At 38.4% G+C, this 25,463-nt stretch carries 24 protein-coding genes and 1 riboswitch; of the genes, 17 read left to right on the top strand and 7 right to left on the bottom strand.

Translation table 11 applies throughout. From position 1 onward, the window contains the following. Nucleotides 1-10 precede the first annotated feature (10 nt). From miaA to BM098_RS01335, 7 genes are all read left to right on the top strand, one after another. Complete coding sequence (gene miaA / locus BM098_RS01365) at nt 11-946, top strand: tRNA (adenosine(37)-N6)-dimethylallyltransferase MiaA (protein ID WP_089829615.1); 936 nt, start codon at nt 11-13, stop codon at nt 944-946. A gap of 41 nt (nt 947-987) precedes the next feature. Further along, complete coding sequence (gene hfq / locus BM098_RS01360) at nt 988-1,212, top strand: RNA chaperone Hfq (protein ID WP_062320034.1); 225 nt, start codon at nt 988-990, stop codon at nt 1,210-1,212. An 80-nt stretch (nt 1,213-1,292) separates the two neighbouring features. Next, complete coding sequence (gene hflX / locus BM098_RS01355; RefSeq protein WP_089829613.1) at nt 1,293-2,537, top strand: GTPase HflX; 1,245 nt, start codon at nt 1,293-1,295, stop codon at nt 2,535-2,537. Between the two features lie 2 nt (nt 2,538-2,539). Then, nucleotides 2,540-3,781, top strand: a complete 1,242-nt coding sequence (locus tag BM098_RS01350) for a methionine gamma-lyase family protein (RefSeq protein WP_089829611.1) — start codon at nt 2,540-2,542, stop codon at nt 3,779-3,781. A 181-nt stretch (nt 3,782-3,962) separates the two neighbouring features. Further along, nucleotides 3,963-4,364: a MerR family transcriptional regulator gene (locus tag BM098_RS01345; RefSeq protein WP_089829609.1), complete on the top strand. Its 402-nt coding sequence runs from the start codon at nt 3,963-3,965 to the stop codon at nt 4,362-4,364. Nucleotides 4,365-4,390: 26 nt separating this feature from the next. Next, nucleotides 4,391-5,728: a type I glutamate--ammonia ligase gene (glnA, locus tag BM098_RS01340; RefSeq protein WP_089829607.1), complete on the top strand. Its 1,338-nt coding sequence runs from the start codon at nt 4,391-4,393 to the stop codon at nt 5,726-5,728. 133 nt (nt 5,729-5,861) lie between these two features. After that, complete coding sequence (locus BM098_RS01335) at nt 5,862-6,041, top strand: YqaE/Pmp3 family membrane protein (protein ID WP_089829605.1); 180 nt, start codon at nt 5,862-5,864, stop codon at nt 6,039-6,041. 51 nt (nt 6,042-6,092) lie between these two features. Here BM098_RS01335 and BM098_RS01330 read toward each other — a convergent pair whose 3' ends face one another. Together BM098_RS01330 and BM098_RS01325 are read right to left on the bottom strand one after the other, a co-directional pair. Continuing rightward, the gene (locus BM098_RS01330; RefSeq protein ID WP_089829603.1) at nt 6,093-6,443 is read right to left on the bottom strand and encodes a YolD-like family protein; all 351 of its coding nucleotides are present in this window, start codon (nt 6,441-6,443) and stop codon (nt 6,093-6,095) included. Beyond that, nucleotides 6,433-6,783, bottom strand: coding sequence for a YhjD family protein (locus BM098_RS01325; RefSeq protein WP_089829601.1), 351 nt, complete (start codon nt 6,781-6,783; stop codon nt 6,433-6,435). Before BM098_RS01325 ends, BM098_RS01330 begins: the two co-directional genes overlap by 11 nt. A gap of 296 nt (nt 6,784-7,079) precedes the next feature. Between BM098_RS01325 and BM098_RS01320 the strand changes: the two genes are divergently transcribed. Both BM098_RS01320 and BM098_RS01315 read left to right on the top strand, forming a co-directional pair. After that, nucleotides 7,080-8,036: a hypothetical protein gene (locus BM098_RS01320; RefSeq protein ID WP_200795822.1), complete on the top strand. Its 957-nt coding sequence runs from the start codon at nt 7,080-7,082 to the stop codon at nt 8,034-8,036. Between the two features lie 337 nt (nt 8,037-8,373). After that, a riboswitch (ZMP/ZTP riboswitch) is annotated at nt 8,374-8,454 on the top strand. 77 nt (nt 8,455-8,531) lie between these two features. After that, a complete protein-coding gene (locus tag BM098_RS01315; protein ID WP_089829598.1) occupies nt 8,532-9,716 on the top strand; it encodes a 3-phosphoglycerate dehydrogenase family protein in 1,185 nt (394 codons plus the stop codon). 475 nt (nt 9,717-10,191) lie between these two features. On the opposite strand, the gene BM098_RS01310 is transcribed toward BM098_RS01315, so the two are convergent. After that, nucleotides 10,192-11,328, bottom strand: coding sequence for a YecA family protein (locus BM098_RS01310; protein WP_089829596.1), 1,137 nt, complete (start codon nt 11,326-11,328; stop codon nt 10,192-10,194). 131 nt (nt 11,329-11,459) lie between these two features. Beyond that, nucleotides 11,460-12,092 (bottom strand): class I SAM-dependent methyltransferase, encoded by a 633-nt coding sequence (locus BM098_RS01305; RefSeq protein ID WP_089829594.1) that lies wholly within the window; start codon nt 12,090-12,092, stop codon nt 11,460-11,462. Nucleotides 12,093-12,391: 299 nt separating this feature from the next. On the opposite strand from BM098_RS01305, the gene BM098_RS01300 reads away from it, so the two are divergent. The 5 genes from BM098_RS01300 (at nt 12,392) to BM098_RS01280 (ending at nt 18,065) form a co-directional block, all read left to right on the top strand. Beyond that, a complete protein-coding gene (locus BM098_RS01300) occupies nt 12,392-13,438 on the top strand; it encodes a C45 family autoproteolytic acyltransferase/hydrolase (RefSeq protein WP_089829592.1) in 1,047 nt (348 codons plus the stop codon). Between the two features lie 102 nt (nt 13,439-13,540). Next, complete coding sequence (locus BM098_RS01295; RefSeq protein WP_089829589.1) at nt 13,541-13,888, top strand: DUF4234 domain-containing protein; 348 nt, start codon at nt 13,541-13,543, stop codon at nt 13,886-13,888. Between the two features lie 18 nt (nt 13,889-13,906). After that, nucleotides 13,907-14,296: a DUF2752 domain-containing protein gene (locus BM098_RS01290; RefSeq protein WP_089829586.1), complete on the top strand. Its 390-nt coding sequence runs from the start codon at nt 13,907-13,909 to the stop codon at nt 14,294-14,296. Nucleotides 14,297-14,358: 62 nt separating this feature from the next. Continuing rightward, nucleotides 14,359-15,162 carry a metallophosphoesterase gene (locus BM098_RS01285; RefSeq protein ID WP_089829585.1) on the top strand — a complete coding sequence of 268 codons (804 nt, stop codon included), beginning with the start codon at nt 14,359-14,361 and terminating at the stop codon, nt 15,160-15,162. Between the two features lie 197 nt (nt 15,163-15,359). Next, a complete protein-coding gene (locus BM098_RS01280; RefSeq protein ID WP_089829582.1) occupies nt 15,360-18,065 on the top strand; it encodes an adenosylcobalamin-dependent ribonucleoside-diphosphate reductase in 2,706 nt (901 codons plus the stop codon). Between the two features lie 634 nt (nt 18,066-18,699). Here the strand turns inward: BM098_RS01280 and BM098_RS01275 are convergent. Beyond that, nucleotides 18,700-19,425, bottom strand: a complete 726-nt coding sequence (locus BM098_RS01275; RefSeq protein ID WP_234987377.1) for a GTP pyrophosphokinase — start codon at nt 19,423-19,425, stop codon at nt 18,700-18,702. Nucleotides 19,426-19,515: 90 nt separating this feature from the next. Here BM098_RS01275 and BM098_RS01270 point away from each other — a divergent pair, with 90 nt between their 5' ends. After that, nucleotides 19,516-19,986: a cupin domain-containing protein gene (locus BM098_RS01270; RefSeq protein ID WP_089829578.1), complete on the top strand. Its 471-nt coding sequence runs from the start codon at nt 19,516-19,518 to the stop codon at nt 19,984-19,986. An 82-nt stretch (nt 19,987-20,068) separates the two neighbouring features. On the opposite strand, the gene BM098_RS01265 is transcribed toward BM098_RS01270, so the two are convergent. Continuing rightward, on the bottom strand, nt 20,069-21,112 hold the full coding sequence (locus BM098_RS01265; RefSeq protein WP_089829576.1) for an NAD(P)/FAD-dependent oxidoreductase: 1,044 nt from the start codon (nt 21,110-21,112) through the stop codon (nt 20,069-20,071). Between the two features lie 332 nt (nt 21,113-21,444). Here BM098_RS01265 and BM098_RS01260 point away from each other — a divergent pair, with 332 nt between their 5' ends. Together BM098_RS01260 and rlmD are read left to right on the top strand one after the other, a co-directional pair. Next, the gene (locus tag BM098_RS01260) at nt 21,445-22,494 is read left to right on the top strand and encodes a GGDEF domain-containing protein (RefSeq protein WP_234987376.1); all 1,050 of its coding nucleotides are present in this window, start codon (nt 21,445-21,447) and stop codon (nt 22,492-22,494) included. Nucleotides 22,495-22,596: 102 nt separating this feature from the next. Further along, a complete protein-coding gene (rlmD, locus tag BM098_RS01255; RefSeq protein ID WP_089829572.1) occupies nt 22,597-23,985 on the top strand; it encodes a 23S rRNA (uracil(1939)-C(5))-methyltransferase RlmD in 1,389 nt (462 codons plus the stop codon). 5 nt (nt 23,986-23,990) lie between these two features. Here rlmD and BM098_RS01250 read toward each other — a convergent pair whose 3' ends face one another. Then, on the bottom strand, nt 23,991-25,421 hold the full coding sequence (locus BM098_RS01250) for a recombinase family protein (RefSeq protein ID WP_089829569.1): 1,431 nt from the start codon (nt 25,419-25,421) through the stop codon (nt 23,991-23,993). Nucleotides 25,422-25,463: the final 42 nt, after the last annotated feature.

Below are 25,463 nucleotides of genomic sequence, written 5' to 3'. Positions count from 1 at the left end.
GGTGAAAAAAGTGAAACCAACGATTGTATGTGTAGTCGGTCCAACCGCGGTAGGGAAAACAGCCCTATCAATTGAAATAGCCCAGCATTTTAACGGAGAAGTGATTAGTGGTGACTCGATGCAAGTGTACCGTGGAATGGATATCGCGACAGCAAAAGTCACCCAAGACGAACAACAAAACATTCCTCATTATCTTTTAGATATCCTTGAACCAGATGAAAGTTTTTCAGTATTTGACTTTAAAACACGCGTGACTCAGATCATCACGGATATGAATGAGCGCGGGCGACTCCCCATTATTGCAGGGGGGACAGGGATGTATTTGGATAGTCTTATTCGTGACTATGCGTTATCAGAAGAAAAACGAGACCCAGAATACGAACGTAAAATTGAAGCTGATATTGAAAAGTTAGGCATAGATGCTGTGTATAATCGATTAGTTGAAGTGGATCCCAATCAAGCAAAGAAAACGCATAAAAATAATGTCAGGCGAGTGATTCGGGCACTTGAAGTATACGACCGGACAGGTCAAACAATGACGGATTACCAACAAACGCAACGAGCGGACTCACCCTACAACGTGATCCTAATCGGTCTTGATATGGACCGCACTTTACTATACGCGCGGATTAATGCTCGGGTGGATCAAATGGTTGAGCACGGTTTGTTTAAAGAAGCACGCTATTTCTATGACTTAGGCTTAAAAGATGCGCCGTCAATGCGCGCGATTGGTTATAAAGAATTGATTGGCTACTTTGAAGGAACGTGCTCAAAAGAGGAAGCAATTGATTTATTGAAACGTAACTCGCGCCGGTATGCGAAACGACAGTTGACTTGGTTTAGAAATAAGATGGATATCAACTGGTATACGCTAACACCGGAAACAAAAAATGATGTTTTTCAAAAAATTCTTAAAGATTTAGCAGGAATTTTACCACCGACCTAGAATTATAGTATAATAGAGAGAGAAAAAGAGGAGGAATTTACATGGCACAATCTGTTAACATTCAAGATCAATACTTAAACGCACTGAGAAAAGACCATATTCAAGTAACGGTTTTCTTAACGAATGGCTTCCAATTACGTGGGTTAGTTAAATCGTTTGATAATTTTACAGTTTTACTTGAAACAGAAGGTAAACAACAGTTGATTTTTAAGCATGCAATTTCAACATTCTCACCAGCGAAAAACGTCAAGATTGAAACAGAATAATTTTTAATTAATCGGGAGCGCTGTTAAAGCGCTCTCTTTCCATGTAACTAACTCCAAACTAAGAAAGAAGGAATAAACGTATGTCAGAACGCGTATTGATTCTCGCCGTAGAGAAAAAAATAACCGATCACGAACGGTTTATGTACTCGGTGGAAGAATTGATTTCATTAACAGAAACGGCTAAAGGGGAAGTCGTTGATGTCATTACCCAAAAAAGGGATCGAATTCATCCGAGTTTATATATAGGAACAGGTAAAATTGAAGAAGTTCAAGTATTTATTGAAGCAGAAGCGATTGATTTAGTCATTGCAAATGATGAGTTATCAAGTTCGCAAGTGAGAAACCTCGAAGAATTCATTGATGTGCCAATCATTGACCGGTCCCAATTAATTTTAGATATTTTTGCGAGCCGGGCTAAAACAAATGAGGGAAAGCTACAAGTTGAATTGGCACAGTATCAGTACTTGTTACCTCGCCTACACGGTCAAGGTCAAGCGCTCTCGAGACTTGGTGGGGGTATAGGAACCCGTGGTCCTGGTGAAACAAAACTTGAGTCAGACCGAAGACACATTATGCGCCGGATTGATGACTTAAAGCGTCGGTTAGAGACGGTTAAAAACCAACGTCACCAGTACCGAAAACGTCGGCAAACGAATCGTATTTTTCAAATTGCGATTGTCGGTTATACGAATGCGGGAAAGTCGACGTTATTTAATCGATTAACCGAAAGTGAGACGTTTGAAGAGAATCAGTTATTTGCGACACTCGATACAACGGCACGTCAATTAAAGTTACCATCGGGTTTTCAAGCGATTGTGACTGATACTGTTGGATTTATGCAAGACTTGCCAACGGCTTTAATTGCGGCTTTTCGCTCGACATTAGAAGAAGTGCTAGAAGCGGATATGATTTATCACGTTGTCGATGCTTCTCACCCAGATCATCACCAGCAACAAGAAACGGTGAAGCGTCTGCTTGAAGATTTAGGAGCTGAACATATCCCGATGCTGACTTTATATAATAAAAAAGACTTACTACAAACAACCTTTATTCCATTCGAGAAACCGGCTTTAACAATAAGTGCATTTGACGAAGTGGATCATAAACGGTTGCTTAATGAAACGGAACGCCTTGTGAAGTCACTCTTTACGTTAGAAACATTTGTACTAGAGAGTGATGAAGGGAAAAAAATACAACTACTTCAAACGGAAGGCATTGTTCAAGCGATAGACTTCAATGAAAAAACTGAACAGTACCGGGTGATGGTTTATTTGCCGGAAAGTCATCCGCTGTTATCAAAAAGTGAAGAAGAAAGTGAGTTTTAAATATGATTGAACATTTAATTAAACAAACAGAAGCTGATATTAAAGACGTTCGCCAACAAATTGAGCAGACGGTTGAGATGAACCAATTAAAAGTCCTTAATGCGTTTCGAGACAATAAAATTGCGGACGTCCATTTTCAAGCAACGACGGGTTACGGCTATGATGACATCGGACGCGATGGATTAGAAGCCGTCTACCGGGATGTATTTAAAACAGAAGATGCCCTCGTGAGACCACAACTAATTTCTGGTACACATGCCATTACGACTGCCTTGTTTGGAATCTTACGTCCTGGTGATGAACTCATTTATATGACGGGTGACCCTTATGATACATTAGAAGAAGTGATTGGGACACGTGGGCAAGATACGGGGTCTTTGATGGATTTTGGTGTGCATTATCAATCCATTCCTTTAACAGCATCTCAAAGCATTGACTATGAAGCGCTCAAACATGCGATTAAACCACAGAGCAAAGTGGTAGCGATTCAGCGTTCAAAAGGCTATGCGGACCGTCCGTCATTTACAATCGATCAGATTGAGGAAATGATTCAATTTGTTAAAGCAATAAATAAAGAAATCATTATTTTTGTTGATAACTGTTACGGTGAGTTCGTTGAAACAAAAGAACCAACGGAAGTGGGGGCTGATTTGATTGCGGGCTCCTTAATTAAAAATCCTGGCGGTGGCATTAGCCGGATTGGTGGTTATATTGCTGGTAGAAAAGACTTAATTGAAAAAGCGGCGAATCGCTTAACTGCCCCAGGTCTTGGTAAAGAAACAGGTGCAACGCTCGGGATTCTACAAGAAATGTACCAAGGATTCTTCTTGGCACCTCATGTCGTTGGTGAAGCGTTACAAGGAGCAATTTTCACCGCACGCTTACTCGAACTCGCTGGATTTACAACGACCCCAAAATATACTGATAAGCGAACGGATTTAATTCAATCTGTGACCTTTGATACAGCAGACCAAATGATCAAGTTTTGTCAAGCCATCCAACATGCCTCACCTATAAATGCTTACGTCACCCCGCACCCTGCATCGATGCCGGGCTATGAGAGTGATGTAATTATGGCGGCTGGCACTTTTATTCAAGGAGCCAGTTTAGAACTCACCGCAGATGGTCCAATCCGCGCGCCTTACACAGCGTTTGTTCAAGGCGGGCTTACTTATAGCCATGTGAAATTAGCGGTTAGTGAGGCGGTTGTGCAGTTTGTAGAATCAGGTGACCTTATTATTTAAAGTTGGGACCTGTCCTTTTGATACGAGAAAATAAGGAAAAGATAGTAAGGCAGTAAGAGATAAAATGAAAGTTTAATATTTTCTGAAAATTTTTATGTTAAATAACCTAACATGGATTGACAACTATATTCTCGTGTGTATAATAGAAGTATGGAAAGCAAGAGGAAGGGGAGTGTTGTAAATGGGTCAAGTTGATCGCCGTTCGCAACCCTTATTTTCCATTGGTATCGTAAAGGACTTAACAGGACTTACCGCAAGGCAAATTCGTTACTACGAAGAACATGAATTGATTCATCCGGCGCGGACAGAAGGGAATCAGCGTTTATTCTCGTTCAATGATGTGGATCGATTATTAGAGATAAAAGAATTAATCGAAAAAGGCATTAATTTAGCGGGGATTAAGCAGGTGCTTCAATTGAAAGAACTTCCGGTAACAGATCAGATTGAGCAGCCGGTGAAAGATCAGGCTGATTTATCTGATAAAGAATTGCGTAAGTACTTACGTCAAGAACTGTTACATACTGGTCGATATGGAAAAGCCTCATTGCGTCAAGGAGAGCTATCAAGGTTCTTCCGTCAATAAAGATCAATTAAAGGAGAGGGACAATCATGGCAAAGAGTTTTACAAGAGAAGAAATTTTAAGAAAAGTTGAAGAGGAAAACGTTAAATTTATTCGATTACAGTTTACCGACCTTTTAGGTGCGATTAAGAACGTTGAAATTCCAGTGAGTCAAATTAACAAAGCGTTAGATAACGAAATGGTATTCGACGGTTCTTCAATTGAAGGATTCGTGCGTATTGAAGAGTCTGATATGAAATTGTATCCAGATTTAGATACGTTTGTTATTTTCCCTTGGACATCTGAAAAAGGTAAAGTGGCACGTTTTATCTGTGATATCTACAATACAGATGGCACACCATTCTTAGGTTGCCCGCGTGCAAACTTGAAGCGTAACCTTAAGAAGATGGAAGAGATGGGCTTTTCTACATTCAACATTGGTGCAGAACCAGAATTCTTCTTATTTAAACTCGATGAAAGAGGCGAACCATCACTTGAACTAAATGATAAAGGTGGCTATTTTGATTTAGCGCCAACCGATCTTGGTGAAAACTGTCGTCGTGATATCGTTTTAGAGCTTGAAGAAATGGGCTTTGAAATCGAAGCATCACACCACGAGGTTGCCCCTGGCCAGCATGAAATTGATTTTAAATATTCTGACGCAGTGAAGCATGCGGATGATATTCAAACATTTAAGCTTGTTGTTAAAACAATTGCACGTAAACACGGTTTACATGCCACGTTTATGCCGAAACCTTTATTTGGGGTTAACGGTTCAGGTATGCACTGTAATATGTCACTATTTAAAGGGAAAGAAAATGCCTTCCTTGATGAAAACGGACCAATGCAGTTAAGTGAAACAGCGTACCAATTTATTGCTGGTATCTTAAAGCATGCGCAAGGTTTTACAGCGGTAGCTAATCCAACAGTAAACTCTTATAAGCGTCTTGTACCTGGTTTTGAAGCACCGTGTTACGTGGCTTGGAGTGGTTCTAACCGTTCACCACTTATTCGTATCCCAGCTTCACGTGGTTTAAGCACACGTGTTGAAGTACGTAGTGTTGACCCTTCTGCTAACCCTTACTTAACATTAGCGGCATTACTTGCCTCTGGTTTAGATGGGGTTGAAAATCAATTACCAGCACCAAAAGCAGTTGATCGTAACATTTATGTCATGGATAAAGAAGAACGCGTAGCAAATGGTGTCGATGACTTACCAGCAACTCTTTTTGATGCTTTAGGAGAGTTGAAAAAAGACCAAACAATTATTGAGGCATTAGGTGCCCACTCTTATGAGCACTTTATTGAATCAAAAGAAATTGAATGGGATATGTTCCGTACACAAGTACACCCTTGGGAACGCGAACAATATATGCAACAATACTAATCAACCGAAACCCTTGATACCATTGGTATTGAGGGTTTTTCTTTTGTAATCAAGGGTTTCAAATATAGTTGAGATGGAAAAAATAATAATAGTTGGAAAGTGTCATAATATAAAGGGGGAGAAGTAATGCTCTATTATTTTAGCCTTTTTCGTGCCGCCACTTGCGGTATTTTTTGCAAGTAAACCATTTCAAGCGCTATTAAACCTTGGCTTAACCACCTTACTTTGGTTCCCGGGGGCAATATTAGTAGTGAAAGATCATAAAGCCGATAAACGGATGGAGAAGCAAGTTGAATTAATGAAACAGCAATAAACAAAAAGGTCATTCCGATCATGGAATGACCTTTTTGTAGTAAAAATAGAATCAATCGAAACAAAGGTCGTTATCTAGATTGATAATATCATTTAGCGGGATATGGTCGTAGCCTTTGTCAGTCTCTATTTCTAACGTCGCTTCATTTAGTAAGCGTAAGTGTGAGCCTGTGACAGAGAGGTGTTGCTTATTTTTATAATAAGTTAACGTCATAGATACGCCCGTTTCAATAGCGATTGATAAACGCTGATTAATCTCGGTTAATCGATCTTCTGATAACGCTGGACGACTTTTGGGTGGTGGGGTTAAGTCATGCGCTCTAATCCTTGCTTTATGTTCTGGTAATATCATTCTACTCGACTCCCAAATTAAATTACTACCTTCAGATAATTTATTGACCATCTGTATCATCTCCTTTAAACAAGTAATAACATAAGTAACGCTCCGTTAATGATTTAAGTTCTACCGGTGTAAAATAAAGGTTTTTTTCTTTAGTTGCTGAATAAATGTGGTAGGTGACTTGCTTTTTTGTTTGCTGCATTTTTTTAACGGTTATCTTTTCTTGCTGGTACAGCATTTTTTTCGTTACCAACAAGTCGGTTTGAATAGTAGAAGATAAATCTTCTAGCCATTCCTCGTATAAATAGTCGAACTTAAAGTGAGATAAATGGAATCGATTCTTCTTTAAGACAATCAGTAGTAAAGGTAAAATAATAGCATCTAAAATAAGTTGATCGCGCATAGAGGTGTCATCTCCTTAGGTGAAACAATTAACGAAAGAACGTTTGTTCTTATTTTATCGTAGATAAATCAAAAAGGCAAGAACAAATATTCCCGTATTAAATATCGTTAGATGCTTATATAAAGATAAAGCAAATATTATAATACATTTGTCTAAGGTAGGAAAGAGAAAACAGTAAAAAAAAATAAATTTATGTTCAATAATTCACATTTTATTCACAGACTTTTTCTATATTTATGTTAATATAGTATGTGAAGCAAGTCACAATACATATATTATGAGGAGGAAAAAGAATTATGAAAAAATTGATGACTTTATTAATGATGTTTTTGATGGCAACACTACTTGTTGCATGTGGTGGCGATGACACTGCAGAAGAAAATGGGGACGATAATGCAGCAGAGGACAATGGCTCTGATGCTACAACAGCACCAACAAAATCTGATATTACAGATGAAGCGTCTTTACTTGATGCAGTTGAAAATGGTGGATGGATCGTGATCTTCACAGAAGACATGGAAACATCTGAAGAATTAGTCCTTGCACCAGGTGAGCAAGAAGGCGAAGCTAATCGTAAATTAGCGCTTTACACTCAAGATGACGACCACAACATTATCGATCGTTTTACTTTAACAGCACCAAAGTTAACTGTTAAAGGAGAAAACTCACGCATTCAAGGTGGTACATTCAAAGGTGATGTTTACGTTGAAGCAAATGGATTTACATTACCAGAAGGTACAATTGATGGTAACCTATACTTCACTTCAGAAGAATACCAAGAATCAGCTGACCTTTCAGAAGGAACTGTAACTGGTACTGTAAGTGTTGAAGGTGCAGACGTAACAACAGCACCAACGCAATCAAATATCACTGACGAAGCATCTTTACTTGATGCAGTTGAAAATGGTGGATGGATTGTAATCTTCACAGAAGATATGGAAACATCTGAAGAATTAGTCCTTGCACCAGGTGAGCAAGAGGGCGAAGCTAATCGTAAATTAGCACTTTATACTCAAGATGAGGACCATAACATTACAGATCGTTTTACTTTAACAGCACCAAAATTAACTGTTAAAGGTGAAAACTCACGTATTCAAGGTGGTACATTCAAAGGTGATGTTTACGTAGAAGCAAACGGCTTCACATTACCAGAAGGTACAATTGATGGTAACCTATACTTCGCATCAGAAGAATACCAAGAATCAGCTGACCTTTCAGAAGGTGAAGTTACTGGTTCAGTAGAAGTTCAATAATTATTGTCGACTTACTTCAAAAAGTGTTCATAACCGAACATTAATAAAAAGTGCACAGATTTTATTCTGTGCACTTTTTTTATATTGTATATTTTAAAAAGCAGTAGAAACAGCATGTTATTCATTATAAAAAGGGGTTGATCAAAAAAGAGAGTAAAGATCATTCGAGAAGGCTCAAATAAAACCGAAATGCTGTAATGAAATCGCTATTAATAAACCGAATGTTTTTATACGATTTCGTATATAATATTAATATTTAGAAAATTTACACTTGATTATTGAGAAGTGATTTGTTATATTAAATGTGTTCTCAAGTTTTCGAAATAGATTTAATAATCAGGTAATACGTAACTGGCGTACACAGAAGCTACTGTGAGGGAGCGTATTATACATAAAGCCGTTCGCCTGGGTGAGAGGTAAGGGGGGAGAAATCTCCCTTGCCTTTTTCTATATTCATATTGTGAATATAATCACAAATTATTAGGAGGTAAGAAGATGAGTAAACAAACTGTTATTAAACCACTTAACGCAATTTCTGAAAAAGGGCTCAATTTATTTACAGAAGACTACCTTATTGATGAAAATGCCGATCAACCCGATGCCGTTATTCTAAGAAGTTTTAACATGCATGAGATGGACTTACCGGCGTCGCTAAGAGCGATTGGACGGGCTGGCGCGGGTGTTAATAATATTCCACTTGACGTTTGTACAGACAAAGGGATTCCGGTATTTAATACTCCGGGGGCGAATGCTAATGCGGTCAAAGAACTTGTCATTACCTCACTCATTGCATCATCTCGCCAAATGTTTGATGGTGTCGCATGGGCAAAGACATTAATTGGTAAAGGTGACGAGGTACCGAAGCTTGTAGAAACAGGTAAAAAACAATTTGTCGGTAAAGAAATTCAAGGGAAAACGCTCGGGGTGATCGGACTTGGTGCAATTGGAGCAAGAGTCGCTAATGATGCGCTTGAACTAGGCATGGATGTTATCGGATATGACCCATTCATTTCAGTTGATATGGCATGGAAACTTTCCCGTTCAGTTAAACGCGTCCACAACATTGATGAATTATTCAAAGAAGTTGATTATATTAGTATTCATGTACCGCTCATTCCTGAAACAAAGGGTTTATTAAACAAAGCAGCATTTGAGAAAATGAAAGACAATGTTTATATTTTAAACTTCTCGCGGGGTGGATTAGTTGACGATGATGATATCACCGTGGCATTAGAAGAAGGAACTGTTGGTAAGTACATTACCGATTTCCCTAATGCGAAAACATTAGACATGAAAAATACTATTTCAATTCCTCACTTAGGTGCTTCTTCTGAAGAATCTGAAGAAAATTGCGCCATGATGGCTGCAGAAGAATTAATGGCATATTTAGAAACAGGGAATATTAGAAATTCAGTCAACTTCCCTGATGCTGCACTGCCATATCAAGGGCATCCACGAGTAACAGCTTTTCATCAAAACGTACCGAAGATGGTCAGTAAAATTACTTCAGAAGTATCAGATGTTAATTTAAACATTGTGGATATGACCAACAGAAGTTATAAAGATCATGCCTATACGATTATTGATTTAGAAGGTGAGATTGCTGAAAGTGACTTTAATGCACTTGTTAAGCGCCTCGAAGCGATTGAAGGTATGGTAACAACACGCGTGATAAAATAATATGCGAGTTATTTAAAAAGAAGTCGAGCGCTAATGCTTTACTTCTTTTTGTTTTTTCTAACGCGGCTTGTTTAAGTTATTATCTAGAAGAGAATTGTACAGCGATATATTAATTGAGGTGATGATGTGAGTGGATTAGGTACAACATTGGTAGTGTAAAGCGTCATCTTAGTGAAGGTTAGTGAGTGTCTATAGTGGTATTTTTTAAATCAATGAGCCGACAATAATTAAGACAGGATTGTTAGAAAAGGCAGAGATGAATTATCACGAGAAACCATTAGAAGCAAGGTCAAGATTTTGTTTCTTTGATTTTGGTCAAGATCAAATTGCACGCATTGAATCAGACCAACACCTGAGTATGTGGCGTTGATGTTTAGATGATCACAGCTATTTTATGATTATCAAGAGCCACTAATGAAATTATAAAAAAAACAAGCATCTGACGTAGTATCAGATGCTTGTTTGAATGTGAAAGTTACTTACCGCAACATTTTTTGTACTTCTTACCGCTCCCGCAAGGACAAGGGTCATTACGACCAACTTTTTTCGTTTCAGTTGTTTGGTTTACGTCTTTTTTGCGTTTATTTCCTTTTAACGCCCAAGTATGAATCGAATCTTGTGACGTCTGTAAGAGGGCGAGTAACATTTTTTTATCGTCTTCTGTTGTTACAGGGAGTTGTTGACTTAAGTAAAGGAAGCTTGGATCAATATCGATAAAACTATTCAATAAAATCAAACAGTCATCCATGTAGCGATTCATCGTCTGATCATCAAGTGAGTAGCGCTCCTTTAAATGTTTGACCAGTTGAATTAACTCATCGGTCAAATCCATAAAATCTTCTGTACCTGCTTGAATTAGTTGATCATCAGTAAAACTATAATGTTTTTGATAAATAGATTTTTGTTGCTGTTCTTTAAGAGAATCTAAATCAATGACACGGCTATCCATTAAATCTTGCTCGGTTTCTCTCATATAATCGTAGTATGTTTTCGCATCTTTAATGACGGCATCAGCGCGAACGAGATTATAACTCACGATTGGACTCACAAGTTCAAAGACAGTCGATTTTGGCATGTAACCATAGTAATAAAGTAACCCTTGTGTCAATCTGATGATGGCATCGTTAATGTCCGCTTGAATTTGCCATTCGTTTTGGTCGTAAGCACCAAATTGCCTACGCACATCATCTGGCATAATTAGCACATATTCATCCTTGTCTTTTATCGCAAAGGTGAGACCAGTATAAGTGAAAAAGGCAAGTTTATGGGCAGTGAAATGATCGAGACGAATAGCTTCACCCGCCACGAATTTTTTTAACCACTGTAAACGTTCATTATCCATCGATAAAATAAAGCGGTTGATAGCGGTTGTTTGTTCCTGAGTGAGACACTCAATTAACGGTTGTTTCGTCAGTTTTGATACACCCTCAAGGTCCATCCAACGTCTGATGGTATCTAAATCTTTCTTTGTCAATTGTGCGAGAAAAGCTGCTTGTGTTGATGATACGGGTTGGGGTTTTAATAGTTTTTTATATGTGTACGTGATCTGTTCATCGGTATTTTCACGTTGAGTATGTAGTTGAGTAAAAAAATCTTGTAAGGAAACGGACACGGTTAATACCTCTTTTCTATAGTAATGCTGCTGAAAGGATGTCTTTAATGATAAAGACAACACTTAAGAATATACACAATAGACCGCTACTGTGTCAAATACCGCTTCATCAATAATGCTTACTGCTGAATTCACGTATCAATTTCCGTGTTTTCAGCGATAATCACGGTAACTATTTTTTTGAAATAATAAGCCTTTTTAATGATGGTGAAATGCTGTTCAATTAATTGATCCGTTGGTCGGTTGAGATGGCAACCGTCCGCCACTTGTTTCCACATGGGTGTTAATGTATCTTGGATCGATTGAATCGAAGGTGAGGTGGCTCTAATGTGTTCAATGAAATATAATTGTCCACCTGGTTTTAATACGCGCTTGATTTCATTAAATACTTGTTCAGGTTTGTCAATGGAACAGAACACTAATGTAGACACAACGGTATCAAATGTGTCATCCGGCACGGGAATAGCCTCAGCTCCAGTAGCTTCTATATGAATGTAATCGGGAACCGATTTTTGGTTTGCTTTCTCGCGCATCGCTTGATCCGGTTCGATCGCATAAACCGTTGTTGTTTCTGGATTGAAAAAGGGGAAGTTCACCCCAGTGCCACTTCCGATATCTAAGACGTGACCGGATGCTTGTTTTAGTAGCAGGCGTCTTTTTTGTGTTAAAAATAGTTTTTCGAAAGGATACATTACTATATCATAAACACTTGCCATGATTTTACCCATGTTAATCACGTCCTTATCATTGATGCCATTAATCATAACGGTCAGCAATAAGGATGTAAATACTTTTGCTTAACAAACAATTATCTATCTAGAAAGCTTAAGTTAAAAACGTGAGGTCGGATATCAAAAGACAAAGCTTCCTTTGTTCATTTGTAAAAACCACCTAACCGTCATCTGAACCCATGTTGAACGTATCTCTTGTAGAAACTACTTATCAAAATAGAATCGGAATGGTCCAATGGACAGGAAAGTGCGGGTGACGTCACTGTTTTAAGAGCAAATGATGGGCATGCCGTATCAACTTCTGATAAGATGAGTGTTTAGGGGGGACGCATATGCAAAATGTATCTATGGATATTGTTAGATTCGAAGGAAACCATTATCAATTAGGGTTCGAACAAGGTCAATCACTAAAAGGGAGTTACTTAATTGAGTCCCGCCGAATGCAATTTAACAAGCGAGGCAAGACGCACTTTCTCACTGATCATGACGAAGCGCTTCAGTTATTAACATCAATTCATGCACCAATAATTGATGAAATCTATGGCTTGCGTGATGCGTTACACCTCTCCACAGAGGAAGCGATTCGTCATTTTGCAGGCTATTATATCGAAGTAAATAAAAGTGGCTGTTCGATTATGAATGGTAATAATTTTTTTGCAAGAAATTATGATTCACATCCTGATAGTTATGAAGGTCGGTTTGTTATCTATCAGCCAACCGATGGCGGGTATCGTTCGATGGGACCGTCGATGCAAGTGACGGGCCGCACGGACGGTATTAATGAAAAAGGACTTGTCGTTGGTTATAACTTCACAAATAGACGTCACTCAGGTGATGGGTTTATTTGTAATATGATTGCTCGTCTGTTACTTGAAACAACTGCTAATGTTGATGAAGCAGTTGAACTGCTGAAAACAATCCCGCACCGGCGCAGCTTTTCTTATGTATTAATGGACCAAACCGGTAAGTCAGTTGTTGTAGAGGCGACACCGCGACAGGTTGTTACAAGACAAGCGCATATGTGCACCAATCACTTTGATATTTTAACTGGCGATAATCGCTACCAATATGATGAATCACGTGAACGGTTAGAGAAAGTGACTGCCAACTGGCAGCTCGACATGACAATAAAACAAGTCTATGAGACGTTTAATACAGAGACCGCCGATATTTTTTCTACCGATTATGAGCATAGTTCAGGCACCCTACATACGATTGTCTATCAGCCCAATGAAGCAGTTGCTTATGTAGGTGTCGCCAGACAAACTCAACCGGTTCGTATTGATTTGAATGATAGCAATAAAGCACGTGGCGTCTACGTTAAACAAATTAAAGGACATCTAGATTGGCCACGTCCTTATTTAAATGAACGAACATGATGCATTTGTCACAATCGTCCGGTTGCCCCTTATTTTTCTAATCTGACTATGGTAAAATCATTTTATGCATTGTCATATTTTGTAGTGAAATGAGGTGAAAAAATGATTAAACAACGCAGTGTCGCTATGGTTATTATATTATCATTAATTACATGTGGGATTTATAGTTTATACTGGATATATGCAATAACAGAAGAATTAAGTCAGGCTACCAATGATCCAACCTTTTCAGGTGCAAAAGCTTTAATTTTCTTATTATTAACGTGTGGAATTTATGGTTTCTTCTGGTATTACGTCGTCGGTCAAAAAATGGCAGACATGCAACGTCAACATAACATGTTAATTAAAGATAACGGTGTATTATATATTGTGTTAGCTATTTTTGGATTCGGAATTATTTCTGATGCGATTATTCAAGCAGAAATGAATAAGTTTGTCGGTATTGTATAAGAAAGGGGGAGAGTGCGAATGCGACATTATCTAAAGAAATTTGATAAGCGCATTTTGATTGGGTTAGGTGTTGTTGGTGCTGGTGTTCTTTATTTGAAAGTGTTATCTCCGGCATTTAACATACATATACCTTGCCCATTTAAACATGTCACGGGTTTTGATTGCCCTGGCTGCGGGGTGACTAGATTGTCCCTTAGCCTATTAGAAGGCGATCTGTATCAAGCTTTTCGATACAATAGTCTTATCTTCGTTCTCTTGCCGCTATTTATACTCTATTATTACCTATCAGCAAAAGGAAAGAAGCGGTCAAGTGAGGCTGTCTTATACGGTATGCTTGCTATGACTATTCTATTCGGTGTGCTGCGTAATACGCCAATGTTTAATTTCCTTGCACCAACAATAATTTAACATGCGACCGTCTAACCAATCGGTTTAGACGGTTTATTTTTTAAAAAAAGAAGGTCGGTCTCATGGTTCCCTTTTTAATATCGGTTATTTTTGTAGTCACGCTTATTCTTATTTGGTACCGTGACACCTTTAGTGTTAAACGTCAGCTTGTTTCAGTTACATTACCTCACATCACGTCACCTCTTAGAATCTGTCAGTTGACAGATCTTCATGGCCATATGTTTAAAGGCTCTCATTCCTTATTAATCCAACGTATCACAGACGACCAGCCTGATGTAATCGTCTTAACTGGTGATATGATTGACCGTAAAACAAAATCTTTCAATGACGTACTTCATTTAAGCGAACAACTCGCAAAACTTGCCCCTGTTTACTTTGTCATGGGCAATCATGAGGTCAGTCATAAAAGACAAAACGTCTTCCTTCAAGGATTAGTAGATATAAATATAAATATATTACACAATGTGGCTGTTGACTTCCATCACCAAACGGATGTGATTCAAATCGTCGGTGTTGGTGATGCTTCATCATATGATGCGGACCTATCACGTTCCTTTTCAAATACAGATGCGACCAAGGCTACGATTTTGTTATCACATACCCCTGATATCGTCGACCAATTATTAACTAAATCCGAGCTCCTTATTTTAAGTGGCCATACTCACGGTGGCCAGATCCGGCTACCTTTTATTGGTGCAGTGATTGCGCCGGGACACGGGTTGTTTCCAAAGCGCACGAAAGGGTTGTATATACTCAAAAATAAGTGTCAATTATATATTGATAGTGGTTTAGGTATGAGCCGAATCCCGGTTAGGTTTTGGAATCGAAGTCAATATAGTGTGATTGACATTTGTCCAAAACAGTAATAGTCTAAGGAAGTTTGTCAAGTATTAAATGTCGTTAAAATTCTTCTTTAACTGTTTGTCGTTAGTATATCGGTCCTTATGATCTGAAAAAAAATCAACAGAAACAGCTAAGGATTTTAACCCACTAAAATCAATATCTGTGTTATTATAATATTAGATATGTCTATATATAGTATATTTTTTTAGGAGGAGATACTGTGTCAGAATTACTAACAGAGATTTATGGCGAATTAAATAAAACCCCTTTTCAAGTATTATTACAGCTCGATCGTTATACGGTAAAAGAAATGGATGTATCAAAATTAAACATTGGGGATGTTGTCGTAGCGGTATACGATGAGTCAATCCCAGAATATCCGCAAAAAGATTTTGGGCGTGTAATTGAGATGGACAATCAGACGGTGACATTTATTGGTGAGGTATCAAACCAAACTTTGACGGTGCCCCGTCGTCATGTGACGATTCCACTTGATTATAAGTGGTCAGATTCTGTTGAACGTTACGTTCTAGGTGCGATGTCAATTGAGAAAATCTACAAACATCAAGATTTAGATACATTCAAAAGTCGTATGTACGATAGTTTATATAAAGAAAAAATTGTTCCCGGCGGCCGTGTTCAGGCGTCAATGGGAATTTATGAAAAGTACAAAAAGCAGTATGATTTAACTGCTTATAATTGTTATGTCTTGCCGAATCCAAAGGATTCACGTAAAGGCATTATTAATGGCTCACTTTCTGAAATGACGGAGATTATGTCACGTGGAGGCGGCGTCGGTCTTGCCTTATCAACTCTTAGACCGCGCAATGCTCGTGTGTACGGCGTTAACGGTATTTCTTCAGGGTCAGTGAGTTGGGGCGGGTTGCTTAGCTATGCGACCGGGCTCATCGAGCAAGGTGGCAGTCGCAAGGGCGCGCTTATGTTGCAATTACATATTTCGCACCCAGATATTTTTGATTTTATTACAATTAAACGTGAAAGTGGTAAAATCACCAACGCTAACCTGTCTGTTCAAATCACAAAAGAGTTTATGGAAGCAGTTGAAAATGATGCTGATTGGCACTTGATCTTTCCAGATACCCGCCATGAAGTGTACGACAAAGATTGGGCCGAGAAGTATCAAGATATTCATGACTGGCTAGAAGCGGGCTTACCGGTTGAAATTTATCAAACGATTAAAGCGAGAGAACTTTACGATCTCATTATTGAATCAGCTCATGCATCCGCAGAGCCAGGTGTGATGGTTTATGACCATATGAATGATGGCTATATGCCAAGTACACAACAGTTGATTCCTTTAGAAGGGTCACAAATGTATCAACTCGACCCAGAATCGCTAAAGAAAAAGCACGCGGCAACACCATGGAACAATACGTACTACTATCAAAAGAATGTGTCTTCAAATCCATGTGGTGAACAGCCGCTTTGTGGTAATGGCATTTGTAACTTGATTCATATTAATCTGGCAGAATTCTTTAATAAAGAGACGAATGATGTCGATTGGGATGATTTAAAACAAGCTGTAGCGGATGCGATCCGCTATGCGGATGATGTCATTGATTATACGGTGTATTTCCGCGAGGAAAATGAACAGGTACAAAAAGAACAACGCCGGATTGGCATGGGCACGTTAGGTCTTCATGACTTACTAATTGATTTAGAATTACGTTACGGTTCCGATGAATCAATCACGTTTATTGATCAACTCTATGCCTATATTAAAAACAGCGCCTACGAAGCCAGCGCAAAATTAGCCGAAGTTCGTGGACGTTTCCCGAAATATGAGGAGAAAATTTTAGAAGCACGTGTACCAAAGAGCTTAGATCATGAAGTGAAAGCTCTCATTAAAAAGCACGGCTTACGTAACTCACACTTATTAACTCAAGCACCAACCGGCACCACCGGTACAAAAACAGGGAGTGAAGGCTATAGTCGCTCAACAGGCGTGGAACCTTTCTTCTCAATTAAATGGGAACGTGAAAGTCGTCTCGGTAAAACGATTGACTATTTAGGTAAAGCAAAAGATTACCTCGAACAGACAGGCGAGAAAGTCTTACCCGATTACTTTGTGTCTGCGATGTGTGTAGAAAAAGATGGAACACCAAAAATTACACCGAAGAATCATGTCGATGTGCAAGCCGCCATTCAGAAACATAATGACTCGGCTATTAGTAAAACATGTAACGTACCGAATCATTTTACTGTTGATCAAACCAAAGAACTTTATAGTTACGGAATCCAAAAAGGTGTTGTTGGTTTAACAATTTACCGAGATGGAAGTCGTGATACCCAAGTGTTGCGTAGTGTAAGTGAGGAAGAAGAAAAAGAAGAAACTAAAGCTTCACCGACTCAAACAATTACGTTTGAGGATGATGACCATGAATTCAGCTCAGCTAAATTTTATAAGCGACCAACGCGCTTGATTGGTGAAACGATTAAATCTGCGACACCATTCGGTAAAATGTACGTGACTGTTAATCGTCATCCGCAAACGGATTTAATTGAAGAGGTCTTTCTTAACTTAGGTAAAACAGGGGCGGATATATCAGCGATTGCGGACGGTCTAGCGATTGCCTTAACAGGCTTATTAAGCCCGCGTATCGCCAATTTGACTCAACAAGAAAAAGTTAATTGGATTATTAAGAAATTTAATGGTATCAAAGGTCAAAGTGCAGTTGGGTTTGGTAAAAATCAAATTGAATCTTTACCCGATGCGCTGGCGAAAGTACTCATGCAGCTAGGTGAAGATATTGAAACAACTCTGGATGTACCGGAATCAATGATGAAATTCTCAAGTGGTTCAGTGGATATTTGTCCAAGTTGTGGTCAGTCAACATTTGTTAAACAAGACGGTTGTACAACTTGTCTCACTGATTTAGGTGGCTGTGGCTACTCTAAGTGTTGATATGTTAATGTAACAAACGTGTGACAGAAAATGAAGAAGGATGATTGCTAACTAAATGAGCGATCATCCTTCTTTTTGTGTTTAACTATTGTCGCTGTTAATTCTAAGTAAAAGGTCGACGAATTATCTTCCTATTATAATTGAACTACCCCCACCTAGTGCTGACGCACTTGAGGAAGGTGTCTTCTCGCCTTAATGCGATAAATATTTCAAAACCTGGATGACGCGATAATATTAAATGATATAAGGAAGGTTTATCAGAAGGACGGATTAATAAGTTACTAGAACAAGAATGGACACAAGTCATTATCAATGTGTTAGCCTAAAAGCGTTCAATCAAAGAACCTGTAGAACAACATGAAGTTAGTATTAGTGGAGTCCTTATAAACCAATCACAGACTAACGCATTCAGTGACCATCATCAAAAGAAATGTTGAATATTCCTCGCTATATTTATGAAGTACCTTTAATTTTTGTTTCGGTACGTGCGCTTGTTGAGAAGGTGATGGGACGTTCGTCATTAACAGATGACGCTTGATCTCAGACGCTAGAAAAACAGGGTTCACAATAGATCAGATACAAAAAGAAATCTCTCATCCATCAATGGAAAGAGCTTCTTTTATGTCTATTGTACTTATAGATCATCATCATTTAAGAATGTGTTTAAAAATTGTATAGGAAGTTGAAAGCGTTCATTGTCTAAATTCAATTCTTCTAATGGATCTTCTTCATACTCTGCTTTTATCTCAGCCATTTCTCGGTGTAATTTTTCCATTTTTTGATCAAGTTTATGAGCAGCTTCCGCAGCTTCAGTCAGTTCAATGTTTAAATGCTTGGGTACTTGTTTGTTAAACTTATAGTAAATTTTATGTTCAAGACTTGCCCAAAAATCCATCGCGATTGTTCTGATTTGCACTTCAACACAGACATTTTCGGTCCTATCTGACATAAAGATTGGAATCGATAAGATTAAATGAAGGCTACGATAGCCATTTGGTTTAGGTGATTGGATATAATCTTTTTCACTTAACAACGTAATATCGTCTTGTTGTTTTAACATGTCACGAATGATGTAAATATCAGATTCAAACGAACAAGTAATACGAATACCGGCGATATCGTGAATGTGTTCTTTAATCACTGCTGGGCTTGGTTTAAGATCTTTCTTTTCAACTTTCATAAGAATACTTTTCGGTGATTTAACTCGATGTGTAACATGTTCAATTGGATTATAATCATTGATATAGGTGAACTCTTGTTTTAGAATATTTACTTTGGTCATCATTTCATTAATCGCAAATTTGTACTGCATTAAAAAGCGCATCAATTCTTGTTTTTTTATTTTTAAAGCATCTGTCATGATAAATCTCCTTGTCATCGTAATAGCCTTATATTATCATGGAAATAGTCCAGTGAGAAACTAAATGTACTTAAAGAGTGGAGGAAAGAGATGTCAAGAATAGAAGAAATTATAGACCAACTAGCGTTAACCCCACATCCAGAAGGGGGATTTTATGCTTCCAGTTTTACTGGCGATTGTCAGCCAGAAAAGGATGATGCCCAATACACAAGTATTTATTTTTTACTTCGAGCAGGGGACAAGTCACACTTTCACCAATTAACATCGGATGAATTATGGTATTTTCATGAGGGTGATGCACTTACGATTCACATGATTGAAGCGGATGGTACGTATAGAACGGAGCGACTCGGGCTTGATCTAGAAAAGGGTGAAAGTCCGCAAATTCTTGTTAAAAAAGGCACTATTTTTGGTTCAACGGTAGACGGCGCATATGGTCTCGTTGGTTGTATGGTTAGCCCTGGTTTTCGGTTTGAAGATTTTAAATTATTTACCGAACGTGAGCTACTTGAGCGCTTTCCAGAACATCACACGATCATTAAACATTTGACAATGGATTGATATGACCGAATATAAATTAAAAAACAGTAGCTCAGACATTTATCTTAGCTACTGTTTTTTGTTAAACAATTTTAATTTAGCTTTATGAAGATGTTGAATGATAATCTGTTAAATCAAGAACCGGCGACTGTCCGGTTAGATACTGAGCTACTTCTCGGCCAATGACAGGAGCGGCTGTTAACCCGGATGAACCGAGCCCATTAACCACAAACATATTACCGCTTGGACCGATGTATGGTAAGTTTTGATCAGTCAAAGGTCTAAGACCAATCGATGACTGCCCCTTTGTTAATGCCGTGCCTTTAAAATAGCGTTTCACTTGAGTAAATAAATAATCTCGTGCGTCTTCTGATGTTTCGATATCAAAAGACGTTGTATCTTCATGCGTGGTGCCAATCATATAATGCTGTGTTTCTGTTGGAACAATATACATTGGACCAAGGCCCATCACAACTGGGGATACAGCTGGTTGTAAATCATTGGCTAGGGCAACCTCTAGCAATTCAGCCCGCTGATGTCTCACCTCTGGATGAGGCGTATATTCATGTGACCAAGCACCCGCAGTATAAATCACTTGACCATCCAATGTGTGTGGGTCTACCGAGTCATGAATCCACTCACCGCCTAGTGAATTAATGGCGTGTTTTAAAGCGCTTAGTAATGATGCGCCATCAACTTGTGCGCCGCCTTCGACAAAAACGGCCGGAAAATCAGTCGTAAGACTTGGATGAAAATTTAAAAGTTCTTCACTGGTAAGTTTAAGCACCTGTCCCATTTCGGGTGCGTCTTTTTGCTTACTCTGAATGCGTTTATAGGCGAGGTTTTGAATGTGGTCATCTTTAAATAAACAAAGAGCACCGTTTTGTCTAAAGCCGGTTGATTTTTGTGTAAATGACTCCAATTCCTTAATAAAGTTTGGATAATATTTAGCCCCTTCTTTTACGAGGCGATACCACTTTTTATTCCTCCGTTGACTCGTCCAAGGACAAATAATCCCTGCAGATGCGTTTGTTGCTTGTCCGTCATCTTCTCGGTCATAGATTATGATACGTTGGCCAAGTTTTAGTAAATGATAAGCAATACTGGCTCCTGCGATGCCCGCGCCAACTATGTGAAATGTTTTCACATGAATCCCTCGTTTCCTTTGAAATAAATAAAGATTGTCATCAGATTAGGTATTATGACTTATTTTTATAATTATAAAGTTAATTATTTTTTTGCGAAGTAGGTGAAATGTTATGTGAATTAAGTTATAATAAAAACGAATGAGTCAAATCACATGTTTTTTAAAAAAATGTCACATGAGAAAGAAAGCCATAATAAAATAAGGCGATAATTTTTATGTAACGATTATAAATTTAACATGAAATAATGATTCAAACAAGTGAAAAATGCTGATGTTAAAGGAGATGCGTTATGCTTTTCCATGACGAATTACATATTGATTTAAAAGCTTTGATGAATAAAATTATTGTAATTTATTGGTTTATGGTTGGTCTTGCCTTTATTGGTCAACTACTAGGTTTTTTTATGAGTCAAGCGTATCATCTGCACCCGCCATTAGAGTTTTTAGTAGAAAAAGTCTTCGTGCCGAGTGGTGTACAAGTCGTATTAATTGCTTTCGTGCAATATTTGGTCAAAGTTAAAGGACTTTATAAACCGAAAATGCTGACAATATTCGGGATAATTTTAGCTTGGATTACAGCTTATACCCATGCGAGTGTTCCTGGCTTGCAGGTGTTATTTGTGATTTTTCTTGCGGTTAGTTTGATTTATTTTAGCAAGGCTGAATTATTGTTTAGTTTTGTTGCTAATATAACCGGATTAATTTTACTTTATTTAATTCCAGAGGTGAGAGAAGCTGCCACTATTTATGAGCAATTTGCTTATTTCTTTATTCTCGTAGCTGCCTACCAAGTGTTCTCACTTGTCTTAGACCGAGGCACAGATATTTTAGACGTCTTAAAACGCTCAAATGAACAAGAACGCTCGCTGATGGTGCGCAGTGCTATGATGGAACGTCTAACCAAGGTGGACCCGTTAACAGAGTTGTATAATCACCGAACTTTCTATGAATATTTAGATTTTCTTTATGATCAGAGTATTCATTACAACATGCCACTCCAACTAGCGATCATTGATATTGATAACTTCAAAAAGATTAACGATGAGTTTGGTCATGATGTAGGTGATATCATTTTAAAACGCGTCGCAAGAACAATTGAAGACAGTGTTACTGAGAATGAAATTGTTGCTCGTTATGGTGGTGAGGAATTTGCGGTTTTAATCACGAGTAAATCAATTAATGATGGTTATGAGCTCATTGAATCTATCAGAAAAAAGATTGCCTATCTGAAAAATGATGAAATTAATCGACCAATTACGGTTAGTATTGGTTTTCAACCGTTATCTAATGACTTAACAAAAACGCAATTCTTTAAACGTGCAGATGAATTGCTCTATCAAGCTAAACAAAATGGGAAAAATCAAGTCGCCGTGTCAATTTAAAGTAGCATCTCTTGGTGCTACTTTTTTGTTGCCCGTCGCCAAGTGATAAAAAAGATGATATGATAGATGTGCTAAAGTGTCTTATGGGTAGGAGGAAATAACATGAGTAAAAAACAATATGAAACAACGATTGATTATGTCGATAAAAAGGGATTTGGTCGCGCGTTCGTTTGGCGTGATACTGGGCAAGTGAATCCAAAAAAATTAAAATTAACAATTCCTCAAACGATTCCAAATGAAAAAGTAGAAGTCAATGTTGACGGTGAAGGAAAACGCTGGATTAAAACAGATTACACAAAATTAGTAGAGCCTTCTTCAGAACGTGTCACACCAGATTGTCCGCATTTTGAATTATGTGGTGGTTGTGTCTGGCAACACTGGTCATATGATGGTCAATTGAACGAGAAGACTCGCTATGTAAAAGCAATGGTTGAAAATAATGGGTTTGACCCAGTACTTGTGGAAGAGACCATTGGTGTGAAAGGTGAACCGTACCGTTACCGCAATAAGATGGAATTCACGTTCTCAAAAGAAGGACATTTAGGTCTTCATGAACAAGGGAATTGGAGAAAAATCATCCCACTTGAAACTTGTCTGATTGCTGGTAAAGAGATGGTAGATTATGCAATGGAAGTTCAACAGTGGGCGAATAATTTTAACTTACCAGGTTATGATAAAGATGAACATAGTGGTCTACTCAGACATTTGATGGTTCGCCAATCGTTTTATACAGGTGAGGTGATGCTGGGGCTATTTGCGACTGAAGCACCTATCGGAGAACTAGAAGCAGCAAAAGCAGCACTGGTCGAACGAATCGAAACGAATTGTCCAAACGTTAAAAGTTTAATGTGGTTTGAAAATAAAGACTGGGGTGACCGCACTCAAGCAGAAGAACAATATATTTTAAGTGGTCGTGATTTCATTTATGATGAAATGTTCGGCTTTAAATACCGGTTATGGTTTGATACTTTCTTCCAAACAAATCCTAAACAAGCAGAAACACTTGTGAATCTAGCAATTGAGATGTCAAAACCACAACCAACAGAGAAGATGATTGATCTCTTTTGTGGTGTGGGTACCTTTTCTCTGCCGTTCGCCGAAAAAGTGGGCGAGTTAGCGGGGATTGAAATTGTCGAAACATCGATTGAATCAGCTAAACGAAATGCGTTGGATAATGGTATTCATAATACCACATTCCTCGCAAAAGATGCGCGTCACGGGATTGATCAGATGTTAGAGTCATTCGGCATTCCGGAATTACTTTTACTAGATCCCCCACGTTCGGGTGCGGGTGGTAAGGTGATGCGTCGTATTGGCCGTGCACAGCCTGAGAGAATTATCTATGTCTCATGTAATCCTGAAACGTTTGCATCAGACATTACAGAACTTGTGCCATTTGGTTATGAACTACAAAAAGTTCAGCCTGTCGATATGTTTCCTCATACACCGCATGTGGAGGTTATCAGTTGCCTTACCAGGGTTAAAAAATAATGATCCTAAGTGAAGGACCACTGTATTTCAAAATCAGTATCGTAGATAGTTATTCTATCGATGAGTGAGTGGATAAGCTTTCTTCTCTCATCGACTGATCCATTATCTAAAATGTCTGACGCACGACTCAATAACTCGGCTGCTTGATCAATTGTAATGGTGGGTTGATTAATATCCAAGTTATTCAGCTCATCGGTGAGAGATTCTTTTTCATCATTGAGCTGTTCAATTCGTGCTGTTATTTGTTCGAACGGCATGTTATTATTTTGGTATAGGTCTAACATTCGACTAATCTGTTTATCGAGTTCGGCTATCCGGCTCTCGATGACAGGTTGGTCGTTTTCTTTTTTAGGTACTTGACCTTTAATTTCATTAATACGTGATGGATCGAACGCTAATTTCTTAATCTCCTCGATGATAATTGGCTCTAACTTGACCACAGGAAAACTAGTGTTTTTACAAGTAGGATCAACGACAAGCTTTTTATTAGTCTTTGCACGTGAGTAGCAGGTGTAATATGGGTAATAGCGTTTATTCTCGCCGCGACCGCTATAGTTCCCTTTGGCAAAATATCGTGCTCCGCAATTCCCACAATATAAAAGTCCGGTCAACAAGTGTTTAGACTTGAACGGATTGGACTTACCTTTTATGTTACTCCTAGCAGCATAACGTTTATTCGCCTCGTTAAATACTTCTTCATCAATAATTGGCTGATGCTTCCCATCATAGCTTTTACCGCCAAACGAAACTTTACCTATATACAAGTTATTTGTGATGACATTACGCACCACGCTATGACTCCCCCAGTTTCCTGACTTATAAGTATACTTACTATTCATTGTCTTTTGTATGCGATCGATAGGTGTGTCATTTAAGAAAAGTTTAAATACTTTACGGACTTGCATCGCTTCGTATTCATTGATAATCAACACACCACCTACATAGTCGTATCCAATCGGTATAAACCCACCGCCGTGGAAATATCCTTCTTTCGCCCGCTCCACTCGCCCCATGTGCGATCGTTCTTTAATTTGTTCGCGTTCCAACTGCGCAAAGACTGACAATATGCCAATCATAGCTCTTCCAAATGGTGATGAAGTGTCAAAGTTCTCATTAATTGATACGAAGTTAACGTGATGTTTTAGAAAGACATCCTCAATCAAGTACAGCGTGTCTTTTTGCGACCGTGACAGTCTATCTAGTTTGTATACTAAAACGTTATTAATTTTATTTTGTCTAACGTCATGAATCAACTTAGTTAAACCAGGCCGTTCCATGTTTGATCCACTGAACCCACCGTCAGTATAGATGTCATAAATTGTCCAATCTTTTATGCTACAGTAACTTTTAAGTTTCTCTGTTTGTGCACCGATTGAGTAGCCTTCCATTACTTGCTCTTGAGTCGACACACGCACATAAATCGCTGTTTTATTCATTGTATTTTCTAACTCCTTTCAATTGCGAACGTTTGTTCTTTT

It is taken from the genome of Halolactibacillus halophilus (assembly GCF_900115605.1).
GTDB lineage: Bacteria > Bacillota > Bacilli > Bacillales > Amphibacillaceae > Halolactibacillus > Halolactibacillus halophilus.
Note: the sequence above shows the minus strand (reverse complement) of the source record. Positions and strands in the feature narration are given on the sequence as shown.

What these genes read in the sequence shown, in the direction of transcription:
- BM098_RS01300 (WP_089829592.1), top strand. Translation starts at nt 12,392, where the DNA reads ATGCAAAATGTATCTATGGATATTGTTAGATTCGAAGGAAACCATTAT.
- rlmD (WP_089829572.1), top strand. Translation starts at nt 22,597, where the DNA reads ATGAGTAAAAAACAATATGAAACAACGATTGATTATGTCGATAAAAAG.
- BM098_RS01285 (WP_089829585.1), top strand. Translation starts at nt 14,359, where the DNA reads ATGGTTCCCTTTTTAATATCGGTTATTTTTGTAGTCACGCTTATTCTT.
- BM098_RS01295 (WP_089829589.1), top strand. Translation starts at nt 13,541, where the DNA reads ATGATTAAACAACGCAGTGTCGCTATGGTTATTATATTATCATTAATT.
- hfq (WP_062320034.1), top strand. Translation starts at nt 988, where the DNA reads ATGGCACAATCTGTTAACATTCAAGATCAATACTTAAACGCACTGAGA.
- BM098_RS01290 (WP_089829586.1), top strand. Translation starts at nt 13,907, where the DNA reads ATGCGACATTATCTAAAGAAATTTGATAAGCGCATTTTGATTGGGTTA.
- BM098_RS01320 (WP_200795822.1), top strand. Translation starts at nt 7,080, where the DNA reads ATGAAAAAATTGATGACTTTATTAATGATGTTTTTGATGGCAACACTA.
- glnA (WP_089829607.1), top strand. Translation starts at nt 4,391, where the DNA reads ATGGCAAAGAGTTTTACAAGAGAAGAAATTTTAAGAAAAGTTGAAGAG.
- BM098_RS01350 (WP_089829611.1), top strand. Translation starts at nt 2,540, where the DNA reads ATGATTGAACATTTAATTAAACAAACAGAAGCTGATATTAAAGACGTT.
- BM098_RS01260 (WP_234987376.1), top strand. Translation starts at nt 21,445, where the DNA reads ATGAATAAAATTATTGTAATTTATTGGTTTATGGTTGGTCTTGCCTTT.
- BM098_RS01275 (WP_234987377.1), bottom strand. Translation starts at nt 19,425, where the DNA reads ATGACAGATGCTTTAAAAATAAAAAAACAAGAATTGATGCGCTTTTTA.
- hflX (WP_089829613.1), top strand. Translation starts at nt 1,293, where the DNA reads ATGTCAGAACGCGTATTGATTCTCGCCGTAGAGAAAAAAATAACCGAT.
- BM098_RS01305 (WP_089829594.1), bottom strand. Translation starts at nt 12,092, where the DNA reads ATGATTAATGGCATCAATGATAAGGACGTGATTAACATGGGTAAAATC.
- BM098_RS01270 (WP_089829578.1), top strand. Translation starts at nt 19,516, where the DNA reads ATGTCAAGAATAGAAGAAATTATAGACCAACTAGCGTTAACCCCACAT.
- BM098_RS01345 (WP_089829609.1), top strand. Translation starts at nt 3,963, where the DNA reads ATGGGTCAAGTTGATCGCCGTTCGCAACCCTTATTTTCCATTGGTATC.
- BM098_RS01250 (WP_089829569.1), bottom strand. Translation starts at nt 25,421, where the DNA reads ATGAATAAAACAGCGATTTATGTGCGTGTGTCGACTCAAGAGCAAGTA.
- BM098_RS01325 (WP_089829601.1), bottom strand. Translation starts at nt 6,783, where the DNA reads ATGCGCGATCAACTTATTTTAGATGCTATTATTTTACCTTTACTACTG.
- BM098_RS01315 (WP_089829598.1), top strand. Translation starts at nt 8,532, where the DNA reads ATGAGTAAACAAACTGTTATTAAACCACTTAACGCAATTTCTGAAAAA.
- BM098_RS01330 (WP_089829603.1), bottom strand. Translation starts at nt 6,443, where the DNA reads ATGGTCAATAAATTATCTGAAGGTAGTAATTTAATTTGGGAGTCGAGT.